At 64.4% G+C, this 15,659-nt stretch carries 17 protein-coding genes; 5 read left to right on the top strand and 12 right to left on the bottom strand.

Translation table 11 applies throughout. The annotated features are described in order from the left end of the window. Positions 1–83: 83 nt before the first annotated feature. The 6 genes from CV770_RS13190 to CV770_RS13215 all read right to left on the bottom strand — a co-directional run bounded on the left by CV770_RS13190 (position 84) and on the right by CV770_RS13215 (position 6,805). Positions 84–881 (bottom strand): MBL fold metallo-hydrolase, encoded by a 798-nt coding sequence (locus CV770_RS13190; protein ID WP_091956684.1) that lies wholly within the window; start codon positions 879–881, stop codon positions 84–86. Between the two features lie 13 nt (positions 882–894). Then, positions 895–1,671 carry a TatD family hydrolase gene (locus CV770_RS13195; protein WP_104462652.1) on the bottom strand — a complete coding sequence of 259 codons (777 nt, stop codon included), beginning with the start codon at positions 1,669–1,671 and terminating at the stop codon, positions 895–897. A gap of 12 nt (positions 1,672–1,683) precedes the next feature. Continuing rightward, positions 1,684–3,702 (bottom strand): methionine--tRNA ligase, encoded by a 2,019-nt coding sequence (gene metG, locus CV770_RS13200; protein WP_104462653.1) that lies wholly within the window; start codon positions 3,700–3,702, stop codon positions 1,684–1,686. Between the two features lie 108 nt (positions 3,703–3,810). Continuing rightward, entirely contained in the window at positions 3,811–4,857 is a 1,047-nt protein-coding gene (locus CV770_RS13205) for a DNA polymerase III subunit delta' (RefSeq protein ID WP_104462654.1), read from the bottom strand. After that, complete coding sequence (gene tmk / locus CV770_RS13210; RefSeq protein WP_018320476.1) at positions 4,854–5,540, bottom strand: dTMP kinase; 687 nt, start codon at positions 5,538–5,540, stop codon at positions 4,854–4,856. The genes CV770_RS13205 and tmk overlap by 4 nt, the downstream gene beginning before the upstream one ends. A gap of 2 nt (positions 5,541–5,542) precedes the next feature. Then, complete coding sequence (locus CV770_RS13215; RefSeq protein ID WP_165637329.1) at positions 5,543–6,805, bottom strand: D-alanyl-D-alanine carboxypeptidase family protein; 1,263 nt, start codon at positions 6,803–6,805, stop codon at positions 5,543–5,545. Positions 6,806–6,958: 153 nt separating this feature from the next. On the opposite strand from CV770_RS13215, the gene CV770_RS13220 reads away from it, so the two are divergent. After that, positions 6,959–7,912: an alpha/beta fold hydrolase gene (locus tag CV770_RS13220; RefSeq protein WP_104462655.1), complete on the top strand. Its 954-nt coding sequence runs from the start codon at positions 6,959–6,961 to the stop codon at positions 7,910–7,912. Here CV770_RS13220 and CV770_RS13225 read toward each other — a convergent pair. Next, the gene (locus CV770_RS13225) at positions 7,909–8,835 is read right to left on the bottom strand and encodes a septal ring lytic transglycosylase RlpA family protein (protein ID WP_091956678.1); all 927 of its coding nucleotides are present in this window, start codon (positions 8,833–8,835) and stop codon (positions 7,909–7,911) included. The two genes, CV770_RS13220 and CV770_RS13225, sit on opposite strands and share 4 nt — an antisense overlap. A gap of 786 nt (positions 8,836–9,621) precedes the next feature. Between CV770_RS13225 and CV770_RS43865 the strand changes: the two genes are divergently transcribed. Next, positions 9,622–9,750 carry a hypothetical protein gene (locus tag CV770_RS43865; RefSeq protein WP_283811309.1) on the top strand — a complete coding sequence of 43 codons (129 nt, stop codon included), beginning with the start codon at positions 9,622–9,624 and terminating at the stop codon, positions 9,748–9,750. A 17-nt stretch (positions 9,751–9,767) separates the two neighbouring features. Here the strand turns inward: CV770_RS43865 and CV770_RS13235 are convergent, their stop codons facing one another. Next, positions 9,768–10,058: a hypothetical protein gene (locus CV770_RS13235; RefSeq protein ID WP_104462656.1), complete on the bottom strand. Its 291-nt coding sequence runs from the start codon at positions 10,056–10,058 to the stop codon at positions 9,768–9,770. A gap of 159 nt (positions 10,059–10,217) precedes the next feature. Here CV770_RS13235 and CV770_RS13240 point away from each other — a divergent pair, with 159 nt between their 5' ends. Further along, positions 10,218–10,796 (top strand): TIGR00645 family protein, encoded by a 579-nt coding sequence (locus CV770_RS13240; protein ID WP_091956676.1) that lies wholly within the window; start codon positions 10,218–10,220, stop codon positions 10,794–10,796. Positions 10,797–10,812: 16 nt separating this feature from the next. Here CV770_RS13240 and CV770_RS13245 read toward each other — a convergent pair whose 3' ends face one another. Beyond that, positions 10,813–11,133, bottom strand: a complete 321-nt coding sequence (locus tag CV770_RS13245) for a DUF1476 domain-containing protein (protein ID WP_038970337.1) — start codon at positions 11,131–11,133, stop codon at positions 10,813–10,815. Positions 11,134–11,383: 250 nt separating this feature from the next. Between CV770_RS13245 and CV770_RS13250 the strand changes: the two genes are divergently transcribed. Continuing rightward, positions 11,384–11,608 carry a hypothetical protein gene (locus tag CV770_RS13250; RefSeq protein ID WP_028144631.1) on the top strand — a complete coding sequence of 75 codons (225 nt, stop codon included), beginning with the start codon at positions 11,384–11,386 and terminating at the stop codon, positions 11,606–11,608. A gap of 58 nt (positions 11,609–11,666) precedes the next feature. On the opposite strand, the gene CV770_RS13255 is transcribed toward CV770_RS13250, so the two are convergent. From CV770_RS13255 to CV770_RS13265, 3 genes are all read right to left on the bottom strand, one after another. Further along, entirely contained in the window at positions 11,667–11,858 is a 192-nt protein-coding gene (locus tag CV770_RS13255; RefSeq protein WP_091956675.1) for a hypothetical protein, read from the bottom strand. Between the two features lie 160 nt (positions 11,859–12,018). Then, positions 12,019–12,711, bottom strand: coding sequence for an endonuclease/exonuclease/phosphatase family protein (locus tag CV770_RS13260; protein WP_104462657.1), 693 nt, complete (start codon positions 12,709–12,711; stop codon positions 12,019–12,021). Next, positions 12,711–14,744: a VTT domain-containing protein gene (locus tag CV770_RS13265; RefSeq protein WP_104462658.1), complete on the bottom strand. Its 2,034-nt coding sequence runs from the start codon at positions 14,742–14,744 to the stop codon at positions 12,711–12,713. Before CV770_RS13265 ends, CV770_RS13260 begins: the two co-directional genes overlap by 1 nt. Positions 14,745–15,011: 267 nt before the next feature. Between CV770_RS13265 and CV770_RS13270 the strand changes: the two genes are divergently transcribed. Then, positions 15,012–15,620 carry a sll1863 family stress response protein gene (locus CV770_RS13270; RefSeq protein ID WP_104462692.1) on the top strand — a complete coding sequence of 203 codons (609 nt, stop codon included), beginning with the start codon at positions 15,012–15,014 and terminating at the stop codon, positions 15,618–15,620. Positions 15,621–15,659: the final 39 nt, after the last annotated feature.

The raw sequence follows: 15,659 nt of genomic DNA on the forward strand, positions 1-15,659 counted from the left end.
GTCTTTCAGACGTTAGATCAACATGATGCAACCGGTGCAAGCAAGGACTATGCCCGCTTGTGGCGGGAATTTCTACCGCAGGTTCAGTGCGTTTCCAGCCGCAGCCCGTCATAAGCGGGCACGACGCCCGCGGGCAGCGATTGCCGGATGACTTCGTAATCGACGTCGGCCGTCATGTTGGTGATGACCGCGCGCTTCGGCTTGAACCGTTCGATCCAGGACAGCGCGTCGTTGATGCTGAAATGGCTGACATGGTTGGTGTAGCGCAGGCCATCGACGATCCAGAGGTCCAGATTTTCCAGCGCACCCCAGCTCTCGCGCGGGATGTCGTTGAGGTCGGGCGTGTAGGCCGCATCCCCGATGCGATAGCCGAGCGCGGGAATGTTGCCGTGCTGCACCAGGAAGGCCGTCAACTCCACGGCGCCGCCCTTCCCCAGTACGGTCTGGCTTTCGCCCGCCTCGATCGAATGCCGGGTCAGGATCGGCGGATAATCGCTGCCCTCCGGCGCGATGAAGCAATAGGAGAACCGCGACAGGATGTCCTTGGCCGTCGATTGGTTGAAATAGGTCGGGATACGACGGCGCATGTGCATCACGACCGAACGCAAATCGTCCATGCCGTGGGTCTGATCGGCATGCTCATGCGTCAGGAACACCGCGTCGATGTGATCGACATTGGTCGAGAGCAATTGCTCGCGCAGGTCCGGCGAGGTGTCGATCACGATGCGCGTGGTGCCGTGCTCGGAGGTCCGTTCGACCAGCAGCGAGCAGCGGCGGCGGCGGTTCTTGGGATTGTTGGGATCGCAGGCGCCCCAGCCCAGTGCCGGGCGCGGCACGCCGGCGGAGGAGCCGCAGCCCAGGATCGTCAGCGTCAGCGTCATGCGGCTCCCGGTTTCAAGCTTTCACCTTCGAGAACAGGCGGAGGAAGTTCTCGCTGGTCTGGCGCGAGATCTCGTCAAACGATACGCCGCGCGTCTCGGCCAGCACTTTGGCGACCTCGACCACATAAGCGGGCTCGTTGCGTTTGCCCCGGAACTTGCCGGGCGCAAGATAGGGCGAGTCCGTTTCGACCAGGATGCGATCGGCCGGCAGTTCGGCCGCCAGCGCCCGCAAAGTCTCTGATTTCTTGAAGGTCAGGATGCCCGTGAAACCGATATAGAGCCCGAGCGACACGGCCTTCAGCGCCAGCTCGCGCCCGCCGGTGTAACAATGCAGCACGGCGCGAAACGCGCCCTTGGCCGCCTCCTCCTCCAGGATGCGCGCGCAGTCCTCGTCGGCTTCGCGGGTGTGGATCACCAGCGGCAGGCCGGTGGTGCGGGCGGCGGCGATGTGGGCGCGAAAGCCCCTCGCCTGCGCCTCTGGCGAGCCGTTGTTGTAAAAATAGTCGAGCCCGGCTTCGCCGAGCGCGACGACCTTGGGATGCTCCGTCAGCGCAACCAGCTCATCCGATGCGATACCGTCCTCCTCATCCGCATTGTGCGGATGAGTGCCGACCGAGCAGTAGACGTCGTCATAGCGCTCAGTGATGGCCAGAAGCTGGTCGAGCTTCCGCACCCGGGTCGAGATCGTGACCATGCGGCCGATGCCGGCCGCGCGTGCCCGCGATACGATCCCGTCGAGATCTTCCGCAAAATCCGGAAAATCCAGATGGCAGTGGCTGTCGACCAGCATCGCGCAAACGTCCTAGGCTGCCGGCTCGATGTAGCGCGGGAACGCCGGCGTCGGCGCCGGCAGGGTCGAGCCGGGCGCGATGCGCTTGGCACCGCCGAGCATGGCGAAGTTACGCTCCCCATCCGGGATGCCGAGGCTGTCGAGCAGCAATCCCGAGGCGGTCGGCATCGCGGGCTGCGCCAGGATCGCGATCTGGCGCACGACTTCGGCGGTGACGTAGAGCACCGTCTTCTGCCTGGCCGGATCGGTCTTGGCGAGCGCCCACGGCGCCTCGCCCGCGAAATAGCGGTTGGCCTCCGCGACCACGGCCCACACGGCGTTGAGCCAGTGATGGATCTGCTGCGTCGCCATGGCCGCGCGTGACGCGGCGACCATGCCGTCGGCCATCGCCAGGATTGCCTTGTCGTTGTCGCTGAATTCGCCGGGCTCGGGCAACACGCCGCCGAGTTGCTTGGCGATCATCGACAGCGAACGCTGCGCGAGGTTGCCGAGATCGTTGGCGAGATCGGCGTTGATGCGCGCCACGATGGCTTCGTGATTGTAGTTGCCGTCCTGTCCGAACGGCACCTCGCGCAAGAAGAAATAGCGCACCTGGTCGACGCCGTACTGGTCGGCAAGATTGAAGGGATCGACGACGTTGCCGACCGACTTCGACATCTTCTCGCCCCTGCTGAACAGGAAGCCGTGGGCATAGACCCGCTTCGGCAGCGGAATCCCGGCCGACAGCAGGAACGCCGGCCAATACACCGCGTGGAAACGGATGATGTCCTTGCCGATGATGTGCACGTCGGCCGGCCAATAGCGCCAGTTTCCGTCGTTCTCGTCGGGGAAGCCAACGCCGGTGATGTAGTTGGTCAGCGCGTCGACCCAGACATACATCACGTGCTCTTCGTCACCAGGCACCTTGACGCCCCAATCGAAGGTGGTGCGCGAGATCGAGAGATCACGCAGGCCGCCTCTGACAAAGCTCACCACCTCGTTCTTGCGAGAGTCTGGCCCGATGAAGTCAGGCTGGTCCGCGTAAAGCTTCAACAGCTTGTCCTGGTATGCCGACAGGCGGAAGAAATAGCTCTTCTCCTCGACCCATTCGACCGGCGTGCCCTGCGGGCCGAGCCGGACGCCGTCATCGTTCAAGCGCGTTTCATCCTCGGCGTAATACGCCTCCTCCCGCACGGAATACCAGCCGGCATAGATGTCGGCATAGATATCGCCGTTCGCTTCCATGCGCCGCCAGATCTCCTGGCTGGAGCGATGATGCTGCTCCTCGGTGGTGCGGATGAAGCGGTCGAACGACACGTTCAGACGCTCGTCCATCTCCTTGAAGCGACCGGCATTGCGGGCAGCGAGCGCGGAGACGGCCATGTTCTCGCCGGCCGCCGTCTGCACCATCTTCTGGCCGTGCTCGTCGGTGCCGGTCAGGAAGAACACGTCCTTGCCGTCGAGCCGCGCAAAGCGCGCCAGCACGTCGGTCGCGATCGCCTCATAGGCGTGGCCGATATGCGGACTGCCGTTGGGATAGGCGATGGCGGTCGTGATGTAGAAGACGTTGTCGCGCGCGGGGGCGGCAACGGGCGCGGCAGCCCTTGGTGTGGCTGCGGGCGCTGCGGCTTGCGGTGCTGCAGCGGGCTTCGGCGCGCGCGGGGCCTTCGGTTTTGCAGCCTTCGGCGGCGTGGCGGCGGGGGCCGGCGCTGCGATCACAGGCGCGACCACCCTCGCCTTCTTGGCCACCGTCTTCGCAGGCGACTTGGCGGGGATCTTGGCTGATTTGTTGGCTGGCTTCTTGGCGGCCTTCTTCACAGCCTTCTTGGCGACGGCCGGCTTCTTCGCAGCCTTCTTGACCGCCTTTTTTGCCGTCTTCACGGCGCTCTTCTTCGCGCCCTTCTTGGCCGTGGCCTTCTTGGTCTTCTTGACTTTCTTGGCCGCCTTGGCGTTGGCCTTGGACGCACGCGCCTTCACGGCCTTCTTTGCGGCCTTCTTCGCAGCCTTGTTGCGGCCCTTGCCTTTAGCAGTCTTCTTAGCTCGCGTTGCCACGACGAATTCCTTTACCGGCTTCTCGAAATCTGGAAACGAACCTGGGTTCGATTATTGATTTGCGCATGATCTTTCGGAAAACCGCTGCGCACTGTTCCGGATCATGCTTTAGCGCGTTGCGTCCGCCAGCCAGCCGAACACCGAGAAAACCAAGGGCTTTCGTTCCAGATTGTAGGTTTCGGTGTCGCGCGCGGCGCGGACGATCTTTTCCCATACCTCGGCTAGGCGCGCAAGGCGCGGCAGGTTCTGGTTGGCATTGGCCTCGTCCGCATGCAGGCGTTCCGCGATCCAGCGATCGATGCCGTCGATGAAGGCCGCGAGCGCGACGCGGTCACTGGTGCCGAGCGAATCGCCGAGCGTGTGCAATTCGCGCGGATCGACCTGCGGCAGGCGCGCGAGCAGCGCCGCCGTGCGCTGTTGAAGCTTGAGCGCATCGCCGCCGAGGAGCGTCAGAGCCCGTGCAACGCTGCCCTCGGAGGCCTCCGCCGCCTCGCGCAGCGCAGGAACGTTCGGATCGAGCTCGGCCGCCGACGCCGCCGCCCCGATCACATCATTCGTGGCGAGCGATCGCAGGCGCAGCTTGCGGCAGCGCGACTGGATCGTGGCGAGCACGCGCGCGGGCGCGTGGCTGACCAAGAGGAACAGCGATTGCTGCGGCGGTTCCTCGAGGATTTTCAGCAGCGCGTTGGCCGCGTTCGGATTGAGCTCGTCGACGGTATCGACGATGCAGACGCGCCAGCCTTCGGCCGCGGCGGTCGAGCCGAAGAAGCCGATCGTCTCGCGCGTCTCGTCCACGGTGATCACGGTGCGCATCACGCCGCGGTCGTTGGCGGTACGCTCCAGCGTCAGCAGGCCGCCATGCGAGCCGGCCGCCACCTGCCGCGCCACGGCGTCATCGGGATCGATCGCGAGGTCTTCGGCGCGCTGCACGGAAGGCCCAAGCGGTTGACCATGAGCTAGCACGAAGCGCGCCATGCGATAGGCCAGGGTCGCCTTGCCAATGCCCTGCGGCCCGCCGATCAGCCAGGCGTGAGGGATGCGGCCGCTGCGATAGGCCGTCAACAGCGCGGTCTCCGCCTCGCGATGACCGAACAGTTTCGATGTCTCGCGCGGATGCGGAATGGCGGTTTCGCGCTCGGTCTGACGCGGGCTCATACGGAAACCACCGAGGCTGGTGTGGGAAGGAGACGATCGCGCAGCGCCGTCCAGACACGGCCTGCGACCGTGTCAGGGTCGGAATTGGCGTCGATCAGCACGCAGCGTGCGGGATCGTCCTCGGCAATCTTGCGATAGGCCTCGCGCAGGCCCTGGTGGAAACCGAGCTTCTCGCCCTCGAACCGGTCCGGCGTGCTGTTGCCGCGGCGCGCGGCCGCGCGCTGGAGGCCGATCTCGACCGGCAGGTCGAGGATGATGGTGAGGTCCGGCTTGAGATCGCCGATCGTGACCCGCTGCATCGCGTTGATCAGGCCCTCAGGCACTTGGCCGAGGCTGCCCTGATAGGCCCGCGTCGAGTCGGCGAAGCGGTCGCACAGCACCCAGGTGCCCTGGTTGAGCGCAGGCAGGATCACGGTGCGGACATGGTCGTCGCGCGCGGCGGCAAACAGCAGCGTCTCCGCCTCGGGGCCGAGCAGCTTGCCCATGCCCGACAGCACCAGATGACGCATGATCTCGGCACCCGGCGAGCCGCCCGGCTCGCGCGTCACGCGGATGCGGAGCTTTGCTGCCTTGAGGCGGTCGGCAAGCTTCTTGATCTGGGTCGACTTGCCGGTGCCCTCGCCGCCTTCAAAGGTGACGAAGCGTCCGCGTCCGGACGGCCGCTGTAGCGCGCTCTCACTCATGATCAGAGCTTCTCGGCGCCTGCGCGGAACATGCCGATCACGAGCTCGCTGGCACCGTCAATCGCGCGTCGCACGGTCGAGCCGGTGCCGATCGCCTCGGCCGCATAGACCGGCGTCTCCACCGCGATGTTGCCGCTGCGCCAGACCTTGACCACGCCGACCCGTTGGCCGGCCTCGACCGGCGCACGCACCGGACCGCTATAGACGACGCGCGCAATCAGCTTGTCGCTGCCGTTCTTGTGCACCATCACCTTCACCGGAGTCTTGGCGACGAGCTTGACCGAGCGGCTCTCGCCGCCGAACACCTTGGCGTAGCCGACGGGCTGCTCGGCCGCGATCAACGTGCGGGTCTCGAAATTGCGGAAACCCCATTCCAGCATTTTCTTGGCTTCCGTGGCGCGATCCTCGGGATCTTCCAATCCGTTGACGACGACGATCAGCCGCGTGCCGTTCTGCACGGCCGAGCCGACCATGCCGTAGCCGCCCTCCTTCGTATAACCGGTCTTCAGGCCGTCGGCGCCTTCCATCGAATTGAGCAGCGGATTGCGGTTGGGCTGGCGGATCTTGTTCCAGGTGTACTCCTTCTCGCCGAACAGTTTGTAGAATTCGGGGAAGTCCAGGATGATGTGCCGGGCGAGGATTCCGAGCTCGCGCACCGTCATCTTGTTGGCGGGATCGGGCAAGCCGTTGGAGTTGCCGAAGGTCGACCTGGTCATGCCGAGCTCGCGGGCGCGCTTGGTCATGAAGTCCGCCGCGAAGATTTTCTCGTTGCCGGCCATGGCTTCGGCGAGCGCGATGCAGGCATCGTTGCCGCTCTGGATGATCGCGCCGTGCAGGAGATCGTCGACCGAGACCTTGCTGTTGATGGCGGCAAACATGGTCGAGCCGCCAGAGGGCGCGCCGCCCCGGCGCCAGGCATTCTCGCTGATCCGGTACTCGTCGGTGAGCTTGATGTCGCCCTTCTTGATGGCATTGAAGACGACCTCCGCCGTCATCAGCTTCATCATGCTGGAGGGCGCGCGCAGCTCGTCCGCGTTCTTCTCGAACAGCACGCTGCCTGAGGAGGCCTCGATCAGGATCGCAGTCGGGGCATCGCCGTCGAAGCCGGCATCATCAGGCTTCTTGGCCCCCTGGATGCTCTGGTTGGCGGCCAGAAGCGCCCCGCTCCAGCCGATGCTTGCCACCAGAATCGCGGCGACCAGCCCGCGCGCCAGTGTTCCGGCTGTGAGCCAGTTACGACGAAGCAAAGGAAGACGAAATGCCATGGCGAAGCCCTGAGAGAGGCGTTCTAACAGTTGGAACAGATGCGAACAACACGCGGTTCGACGCCTGTCCCTGAGATTGCACGATTCTCGCCGCGCCCCTATCGTGGCGCCTTATGTTTCTCGACCAAACCCCTGAAACAAGGCGGAAAAGCGATGTCTTCCACCCGCGTGATCAAGGCCAACGGCATCGACCTCTTCATCCGCGAAGCCGGTCAGGGTCCGCTGGTGGTGCTGTGCCATGGCTGGCCGGAGCTGTCCTATTCCTGGCGCCATCAGATCCCCGCGCTCGCCGCGGCCGGGTTTCACGTCGTCGCCCCCGACATGCGCGGCTACGGCCAAAGCGCCGCGCCGCCTGAGGTTGCTGCCTACTCGATCTTCGACACGGTCGGCGACGTGGTCGGCTTGGTGCAGGCGCTCGGCGAGACCACGGCGATGGTGGTCGGCCACGATTGGGGCGCGCCGGTCGCCTGGCATGCGGCGCTGTTCCGGCCGGAAATCTTCACGGCGGCCGCCGGCCTGAGCGTGCCGCCGCCGTTCCGCGGCCGCGGCAAGCCGCTCGACCTCTTGCGCCAGGGCGGCGTCACCAATTTCTACTGGCAGTACTTCCAGGCGCCCGGCGTCGCCGAGGCCGAGCTGGAACGCGACGTCGCCCGCACCATGCGCATCGTGCTCGGCGGACGCGGCCTCGCCGATCCCACCGCCGCCATGTTCGTGCAGGAGGGCAAGGGCTTTCTCAGCCACGCCACCACCGAGGAACCGCTGCCCGGCTGGCTCGGCGAGGCTGATCTGGCCTATTTCACCGAGAGCTTCCGCAAGTCTGGCTTTCGCGGCGGGCTGAACTGGTACCGCAACATCGACCGCAATTGGGAGCTGACGGCGCCCTGGCAGGATGCGCAGATCCATCAGCCCTCGCTGTTCATCGCCGGCTCCCGGGACGCCGTCATCACCGGCCTGATCGGCGCCAAGCGCGTCAACGAGCTCGAGCGCGTGCTGCCCAATCTGAAGCAGAAGCTGATCATCGAGGGCGCCGGCCATTGGGTACAGCAGGAACGGCCCGACGAGGTGAATGCGGCGCTGGTGCAATTCCTGAAGGAAAGCGCGGCCTAGTAGAGCCCGCGGCCGCTCAGGATGCTGCGGGCCTCGGCGGCCCCGTCCGCCGATGACGGCGCGTTCTCGGCGGCGTAGCGGCCGTCCTCGTCATAGGACACGGCGCGCGCGTTCTGGACCGCCCGGCCCCGATTGCGGCTCGAGGCCGACATTTCCGAGGTCGCATTGAGCGAAGCCATGTCGGCGGAGGTGGTGCCGAGATTATAGGGCCGCCCCTCCGGCATCGGCACGTCGCCGCGAATGGCACCGCGGCTCGATCCCGGCAATTCCGGCACGAAGGGCTTGGCCGAGGCGACCCGGACCATCGAGGGCGACGGCGCCGGAACGCCGGTGCGCAGGGTCGCCAGAAGCTGGCGGTCGTCGGAGCCTTCGAGCGGCGCCCGGCCGACATATTCGACGCGGACCTTGGCGACGCCGTTGCCTTTGAATTCAAGCAGTTCGGCGGCCTTGTTCGAGACGTCGATGAGGCGGTTGCCGTGATAGGGCCCGCGGTCATTGACGCGCACGATCAGCGACTTGCCGTTCGAGACATTGGTCACCCGCGCATAGGACGGCATCGGCAGGGTCGGATGCGCCGCGGTCAGCGAGGTCATGTCGAACACTTCGCCATTGGCGGTCAGGCGGCCGTGGAAATCATCGCCGTACCAGGACGCCATGCCCTCGGCGCGATAGTTGACGTCCTCTTCCGGCACGTAGGTCCGGCCCGCCACGACATAGGGCTTGCCGACGCGATAGGTGCCGCCGCCCTTCGGAACCGGGTCCCCGAACGCCACGACCCGGGGGCTCGAGGACACGCCGTATTTCGGATCGACGCGGCTGGCGAATTTGTTGGAGGAGGCGCAATTGGCAAGCGCAACGCAGGCCGCGACCGCCGCAGCACCGCGTGCGGCCCGCAAAACCGAATCTGACCGTCGGATCCCCATGCGCCCCAAATACCACTTTGCCGGAGGCGTACCCACCCCGCTTTGGCTACGGGGAGCGCTGTCCGGTCCTTTAATCCGAGGCGGCCCACCACCGCGTCGGAAGCGGTAACGATAACGCAACCCGAACACGGCGGAAATGGGGAGCCCACAGCGATCCCGCCGGGATGGTAAACGAGACGTTCGCATTTTTCCGTTGTTCTACGGAGCGATCGCACCAACTCTGTGCCACGCTTGGACATTCTGTTGCGCCAAATCCTCACTCCACCCCCATTGTCGCTGCCTTCACTGGAATTCTTTTGACTGTGCAAGGCCGCACGCGTTTTCTCGGATGCAAGGGTGGGATTTGGAATTTAACGATGATCGAGACGGTTTCGGCACTGATGGGTCTGGTAAGCGCGGGGATCTTCCTGGCCCATGCGTTTGAAGGTTACCGCACGAGGGCCTAAGGGCACTCGCGCGATTGGCAAGCATCACCTCTTTCAAGCGGCGCGTTCGGACAATTTTGATCGATCCGACCGAGCATCGAAAACGAGAGCGGCAGGTGTCACATGCGCAACCATGACCTGGTATCTGACGGCTTCCTGGCATTGACCGCCGGCGGCTTGGTTCTGCTCTGCTCGAGCCTCGTGGCACTGGCGTTTGCCTGAGCCCCGCTTCGTTACCCTCCAGCACGGCTCCATCGCGGCGCATCATGCGCCGATGTCCCGCTCCCATTCTGTTGATTGAATTCCCGCGTTCGGTGCCTCGACTCATTTCCAGAGGCCATCACCAACGAGGGTGACGCAAATGCTTGCCGAGAAATTCTTCCTGGTCCTGGAATCCCTGATCCGCGGCGACCGCTCCTATCCTGACGGCAGCCCCCGGGTCATCAGCACCTCCCCGCACGTGCCGATCAGGCTGCCGGCGCAGAAATAGCCGGCGTCAGGCGCCGCTCAGCGCAGGCCCAGCAGGGAGCGGCGATAGCGGCCGTCGCGGGCCTCGTTCAGGCAGACGAAGCTGCCGTCGAACCCCTGGCCGTACCGCTTCTGACCCTTGCGGTAGTAGATGCCCTTCCTGAAGTCGAGCCAGACCACCTTGTCGTGCGGGCAATGACGCTGCGCCTGCGCCTCGTAGCGAAACGGGGTCAGCGGTGTCGCCGAGACCTCCGCGGTGCCCGCGCCAACCATGATCGCGCCGGCGAGCGCGATGCCGCCAGACCATCTGCGAAAGCCACTCCTCGTCACTCCCCGCCTCCCGATCCACATCGTCGCGCGATGGCCGTTCGGCACGCTAGCACGAATGGCGCGATCCGCCGAAGGCGAGACGCGCGGCGCGTCTTTCGCCGGCCATGTTATCGGGCTAGATGAAAGCGAGATCGTTTCGATTGCGAGGACGCTGCCTGAATGTCGGTTGAGCCTTCACCCCAATCCGAACCCCGTTCGCCCTCGCCGCGCCTGGGCCTGCTGCCGATGATCATCTTCGGCTCGCGCTGGCTGCAACTGCCGCTGTATCTCGGACTGATCGTGGCGCAATGCGTCTATATCGTGCTGTTCCTGAAAGAGCTCTGGCACCTCTCCTGGCACGCGATCGATCTCACCGAGCAGCAGATCATGATGAGCGTGCTGGCGCTGATCGACGTCGTGATGATCTCGAACCTGCTCGTGATGGTGATCGTCGGCGGCTACGAGACGTTTGTCTCGCGGCTCGACCTGCAGGGCCATCCCGACGAGCCGGAATGGCTCGGCCACGTCAATGCGAGCGTGCTCAAGATCAAGCTCGCCATGGCCATCATCGGCATCTCCTCGATCGCGCTGCTGCGCACCTTCATCGAGGCCGGCAATCTCGGCTCGAACCGCGCCGGCTTCACCGAGACCGGCGTGATGTGGCAGGTGCTGATCCACCTCACCTTCATCGCCTCGGCGATCGGCATTGCCTATGTCGACAAGCTCGGAGACTCCGGCACGCGCAAGCAGGCCGAGTGAGTTACCAACGTCGGCCTTATTGCTTGTCCACTTCGAGCTGCGCCAGCGCCTGATGCAGGCACTCCTGAAGCTTCAGCGCGACCTGCTCACGCGCGATGCCCTTGGCGGCGAGATCGCCTGACACCTTGTCCACGACATCGGCGATCGCCCGGCTCTCCAGATGGTCCGTCACCAGCGTGGTTGCGTAGCTTGCCGCGGCATCGCCGCTGAGTCCGAGCTGGCCTGCAGCCCAGAGCCCAAGCAGCTTGTTGGACCGGGCGGTGGCCTTGAACATGAATTCCTCGTCGTGGACGAATTTGGCCTCAAAGCCCTGCTCGCGCTTGTCGAACGTGGTCATGGTCAGCTCCATTTGCACTTGCGCTGATGGGTGTCGGACTGGCTGGGGGCGAACGTCTCCGTGCTTCACGTCAGTTCTGAACCTTCCGGCGGAAGCCAAACGCCGTCAAGCCTGCCGATGCGCCCCCGCGCCGGGCGCGTGCATGGCCCGCACAAGCCCGGCGCCAGCCGACTTGGCTAGGCGGAGATCGTTTACTGATCGTTAAGCAGACTCAGCGCCGCATGGCCTGGGGCATACCGAGAGCTGACGCATGAACAAAGAGCTGCGGGAGTTTCGACGGCTTGAACGGGTCTGCCTGGAGCAGGCCGCCCTCTCCACCATGGACCTCGCGCGAAGCGGGTTGCTCAAGGTCGCCGACGATTGCCGCATCGCAGCCGAAGCCATCGAGGCGCAATCGCCCCGTGGTGCGTTCACAGGGGCCGTCCAGGCGCTGAGGCTGGCTTGGAGCGCGACGAGGACGCCGAACCGGCACTAGCCGGCGGCATCGCCCGGACAGATCGCATCAGAAGATTGCGGGCGGGACCCGCGCAGGATCAGACCTTCGCCGCCGCCGCCTCGCGCGCCAGCCGTTCGGCCTTCAGCCGCTCCTTGTTGGCGTAAAACGCCTTCTGCGCCTCTTCATGGTCGCGCATGGCCTTTTCGGCCTCGATCCGGCGTGCCGCATCGCGCGCCTGGCGCTGCTCGGGGGTCAGGGGTTTGCGTCGGAAGGAAAGGTCTTCAGTCATGCGGAGACAACGCAGACGCGGCGAAAGGGTTCCACAAGGTGGACCCCGCGGCCCCGCAAATTGGAACTCAAGCTGTCCGCCCTCCCCGAAGGCCGCTCCAACAAATATCGAAAAACAACCCCATGCACAGTAGCTATGCTATTGGACAATAAAGGTTTTTCTAACTTCTCGAAGCCCCCTGGATCTCAACATCGGCAATGACGGGCAGATGGTCCGAGAAGGCTCTCGCCTCCACGTCGGTCCAGACCTTCTCGATCCGGCTATCAGACGTCGCATAAATCCGGTCAAGCCGCATAAGGGGCAAGCGCGATGGGAAGGTGCGCAGCCGCGTACGGTTGGGGCAGGCCTGCGCGAGCACACGCCGCACCGACTTGACCCAAAACCAATCGTTGAAATCGCCGAGGACGACGGTCCTTCCGGGTTTCACCAGGCTCACCAGGGTTTGTGCCTGGGCATATCGCTCGTGGATGCTCAGGCCGAGATGCGTGGCAACCACACGCACGTCACCGACCGGCGTCAGGAGGCCAGTGGCAATGGCCCTGCGCGGCTCGCGCTCCCGATACGACACGTCGACGATTTCGGGCACCCCGGAGAACGGAAAGCGGCTCAGGAGCATCTGACCGTAGTCGCCATCCGCAGTGACAATCGACTTGGCGTGAACGCGGTGATCGCCGACGACACTCGCCAGCTTCGCGAACGGATCGTCGGACCTCGATCGCGAATCCACCTCCTGAAGCGCGACGACATCAGGGGCCCATTTGCGAAGGATGGAGCAGACCCCCTCCAGATCGAACTTCGGATTGAGATTGAACGTGCCGTGCACATTCCACGTCATGAAGCGCACCAGCGCCATCAGCGCCTCCCGGCGAGCCAGGTCGCGAGGAATTGCGCGCCCGCGCAGACGCCGAGCCACCCCAGGAACGCCAGCACCAACAGCAACATGCTGCTCCAGGATGCATTGCGGGCCAAATCCGCGATCTGAGCCCCCAGCACGGCCATGGCAAGAATACCGGGCGTCATGCCAAGCAGGGTTCCGAGCAGGAAGTCGCGTAAAGGCAGCGTGCTCGCGCCAGCCACGACATTCACGACCGAGAACGGTGCGATGGGAATCATCCGGATGACGACGACAGCCAGGACGCCCTTGCCGACAACGCGGTCCTGGATCCGCGCGGCGCGTCGTCCGAGCAACTGCTGAAGCCGCTGCCGTCCGAGGGCGCGCCCGATCACGAAAAGGATGAGGGCGCTGAGCAAGACACCGGCGATCGCCGTGGCGAAACCCAGCCATGGCCCAAGCGCGGCAGCCGTTGCTGCAATGAGCACGAGCACCGGAAACACCACCAGCCCGCCGACGACAAAGGCCGCGATTGCGAGTGGCGGCCCCCAGACGGATTGGGAGTAAGTCGACAGCAAATTCGAGATGCGGCCCGTGTCGGCGAAATCGCCTAAGGAGGTGTACGACCAGGCTATCGCCAAGCCAAAAAGCGCCACGGCGATCGATACGATCCCGATGACGGTCTTCGTGCTCCACATGCGCGATGCCGCCCGCTCGAGATGAAGGGGCCGCTCAGGGTCTGCCACCGGCTGAACCATCGTTGCAAGGGTGCTGGTCAGGACTGAGGCTTCCACTGCCCGCAGCGTCTTCGGGCCATCGGCTTTCGACACCTCGTCCATAAGAGCAAGAAGACGATCGTCGTTTTGCCTGACGCTCTGTTCGTCGAGGCCACAAAAATGGGCTATCAGGCGATGCCGAACTGAAGCGACGAACTCTCGATGTTCGTCGGATGCGGCTTCAAAGATCAGATCACATTCGCTGTCGGCGCCCATCGACCGGTTGTTCAAATTGGCCGAGCCGATCCTCAAGATCCTGTCATCGACGATCATGAGCTTGCTGTGCACCATCACGGCCGCTTCCGTGTCTCCCTCTCGTGAGACCGGGTAGACGAAGCGGATGCGATCTGCCACGCCAGCCTCGCTGAAGCAGTCGATGAACGCGCCACGGCCGTTCTGCATGGCCTGGGATTCCAGCCACGAGGAATGCAGTTTTGGAGCGACGACCAGAACCCGGAGCGACGGCACGCGCTGCATCTGCTCCGCCAACTCACGCGCGATCTTGATGGCGCTGGTGAACTGGTTCTCGATGTAGATGAAGCTCGTCGCGGACCGGATCGCCGCAATCAAGGAGCGTTCGACCTCCCTGATGGTCGAACCAGCAGGACAGACCACCTCGGTCCGGGCGATCCCAACCGGCATGAGCTCAGCCTCGACCGGCACATCCGCCGGCCAGCGCATACTCTTTTGCGCACGCCGATCCTGCATCTGTTGGCCTGCCGCACGCCAGCGCTCCTCGGCCAGCTCGAACAGCGAGGCGGCCGCATCCCCGTCGACCACGCATTGAACATCATGAAACGGCGGGTATGGCTTGCCCTGGGGGTCGCAGCGCAGTTCGTGATCGGCGCGATGATCGCTCGTGTCCCAGCGCCTGATCGTCAGATCGAGCCCGCCGACGAACGCCAGTGAACCATCGATACAGACGATCTTCTGGTGCTGGGCCGAACCGAACGGAAGCGTGGAGTCCAGATGAAATCGGACGCGGCCGTCCGTGTCGGCAGTGAATTTGGCCGCGGAATTCCATTCCCGTTCGGAGGCGTAGAACGAGACGAAGTCCCAGACGAGAATGTTGATCCGCAGGTCCGGCCGGCGGTGAACGAGGGCACGCAGAAATGGGCCGAGCTGTTCCGGCAAGCCGTCATCCGCCCGCCCCGACGATCCGACCAGCCTGGTCTCGCTGTGGATGTCCCACCCGATGATGTAGACGATATCTTCCGCCTCGAGCAGCGTCTCGCGCAGGGCTGCGAAATAAGCGGCAGCATCGTTCAGAACCGCCACGTGCCGCGCCTTGCACCGCCGCCAGACGGTGTCGCCGGGGATCAGGGTGGATGAGCTCTGAAGCAGGTGGACCTCGCAATTGGCATTCGCGTCTAAACGCGCTGAACGCTCAAGGGGTTCCACGAATCCAGGAGGTAGAGGTTGCCAGGCGCTGAGTCCGTGCTGCCGCCGGCGCAATTTCGTGAGACCACGGCATGATTGAGACAGGTCAATACGAGCAGGCCGAAGCTCTGGGAATCTCACGTCGTCAAGCAGATGGAGACGGCCATGTCACAGCAGAGCAGCATGCATTTTTACCTCAATTGGGCCAAGGAGCGGATCGACGAGATGGATGCCGCATTGGCCTCGTTCGAGGTCAAGGCCGGTCAGGCCAAGGCCGAGTCCAAGGTGAAGACGGATCAACTTCTGTCCGATCTGACGACGCGCCGTGACGCGTTTCAGGCGATACTCAAGACCCAGGCGGAAGCAGGTGAAGCCGCCTGGACGGACGCCAAGGCCGATTTGGAAAAGCAGTGGGCTGGATTCGAAGCCCAGGTGAAAACCTACTTCGAAGGCGCCGGCAAACAGTTGGAGCAGCAGCAAGCCACCTTCAAGGACGTCGCAGCGGCACAGGCCAAGGCCTGGCGCGAAGCTGCGGACAAATTCCGCAAGGCCGCCGGCGAAGTGACCGAAGCCCGCACCGTCGATATCGATGCCGCGCTCAAGCAGATGAAATCCGATGCGTCCGAAGCCGAAGCGCGTCTGCAGAAGCTGAAGCAGGCCGGCAGCGAATCCTGGTCGGTCCTGAGCGCCGCCCTCGCCGAATCCCGTAAGGCGTTCGATCAAGCGAACCAGGCCGCCTGGAATGCGCTGAAGGGCGGCGGTCCAAAGAGCTGAGGTTTTCGGTTTGCCAAGGCTGCCCACTCGAAAAAGACG

The sequence above is a fragment of the Bradyrhizobium sp. AC87j1 genome (assembly GCF_002936975.1).
In the GTDB taxonomy this organism is placed as follows: Bacteria; Pseudomonadota; Alphaproteobacteria; order Rhizobiales; family Xanthobacteraceae; genus Bradyrhizobium; species Bradyrhizobium shewense.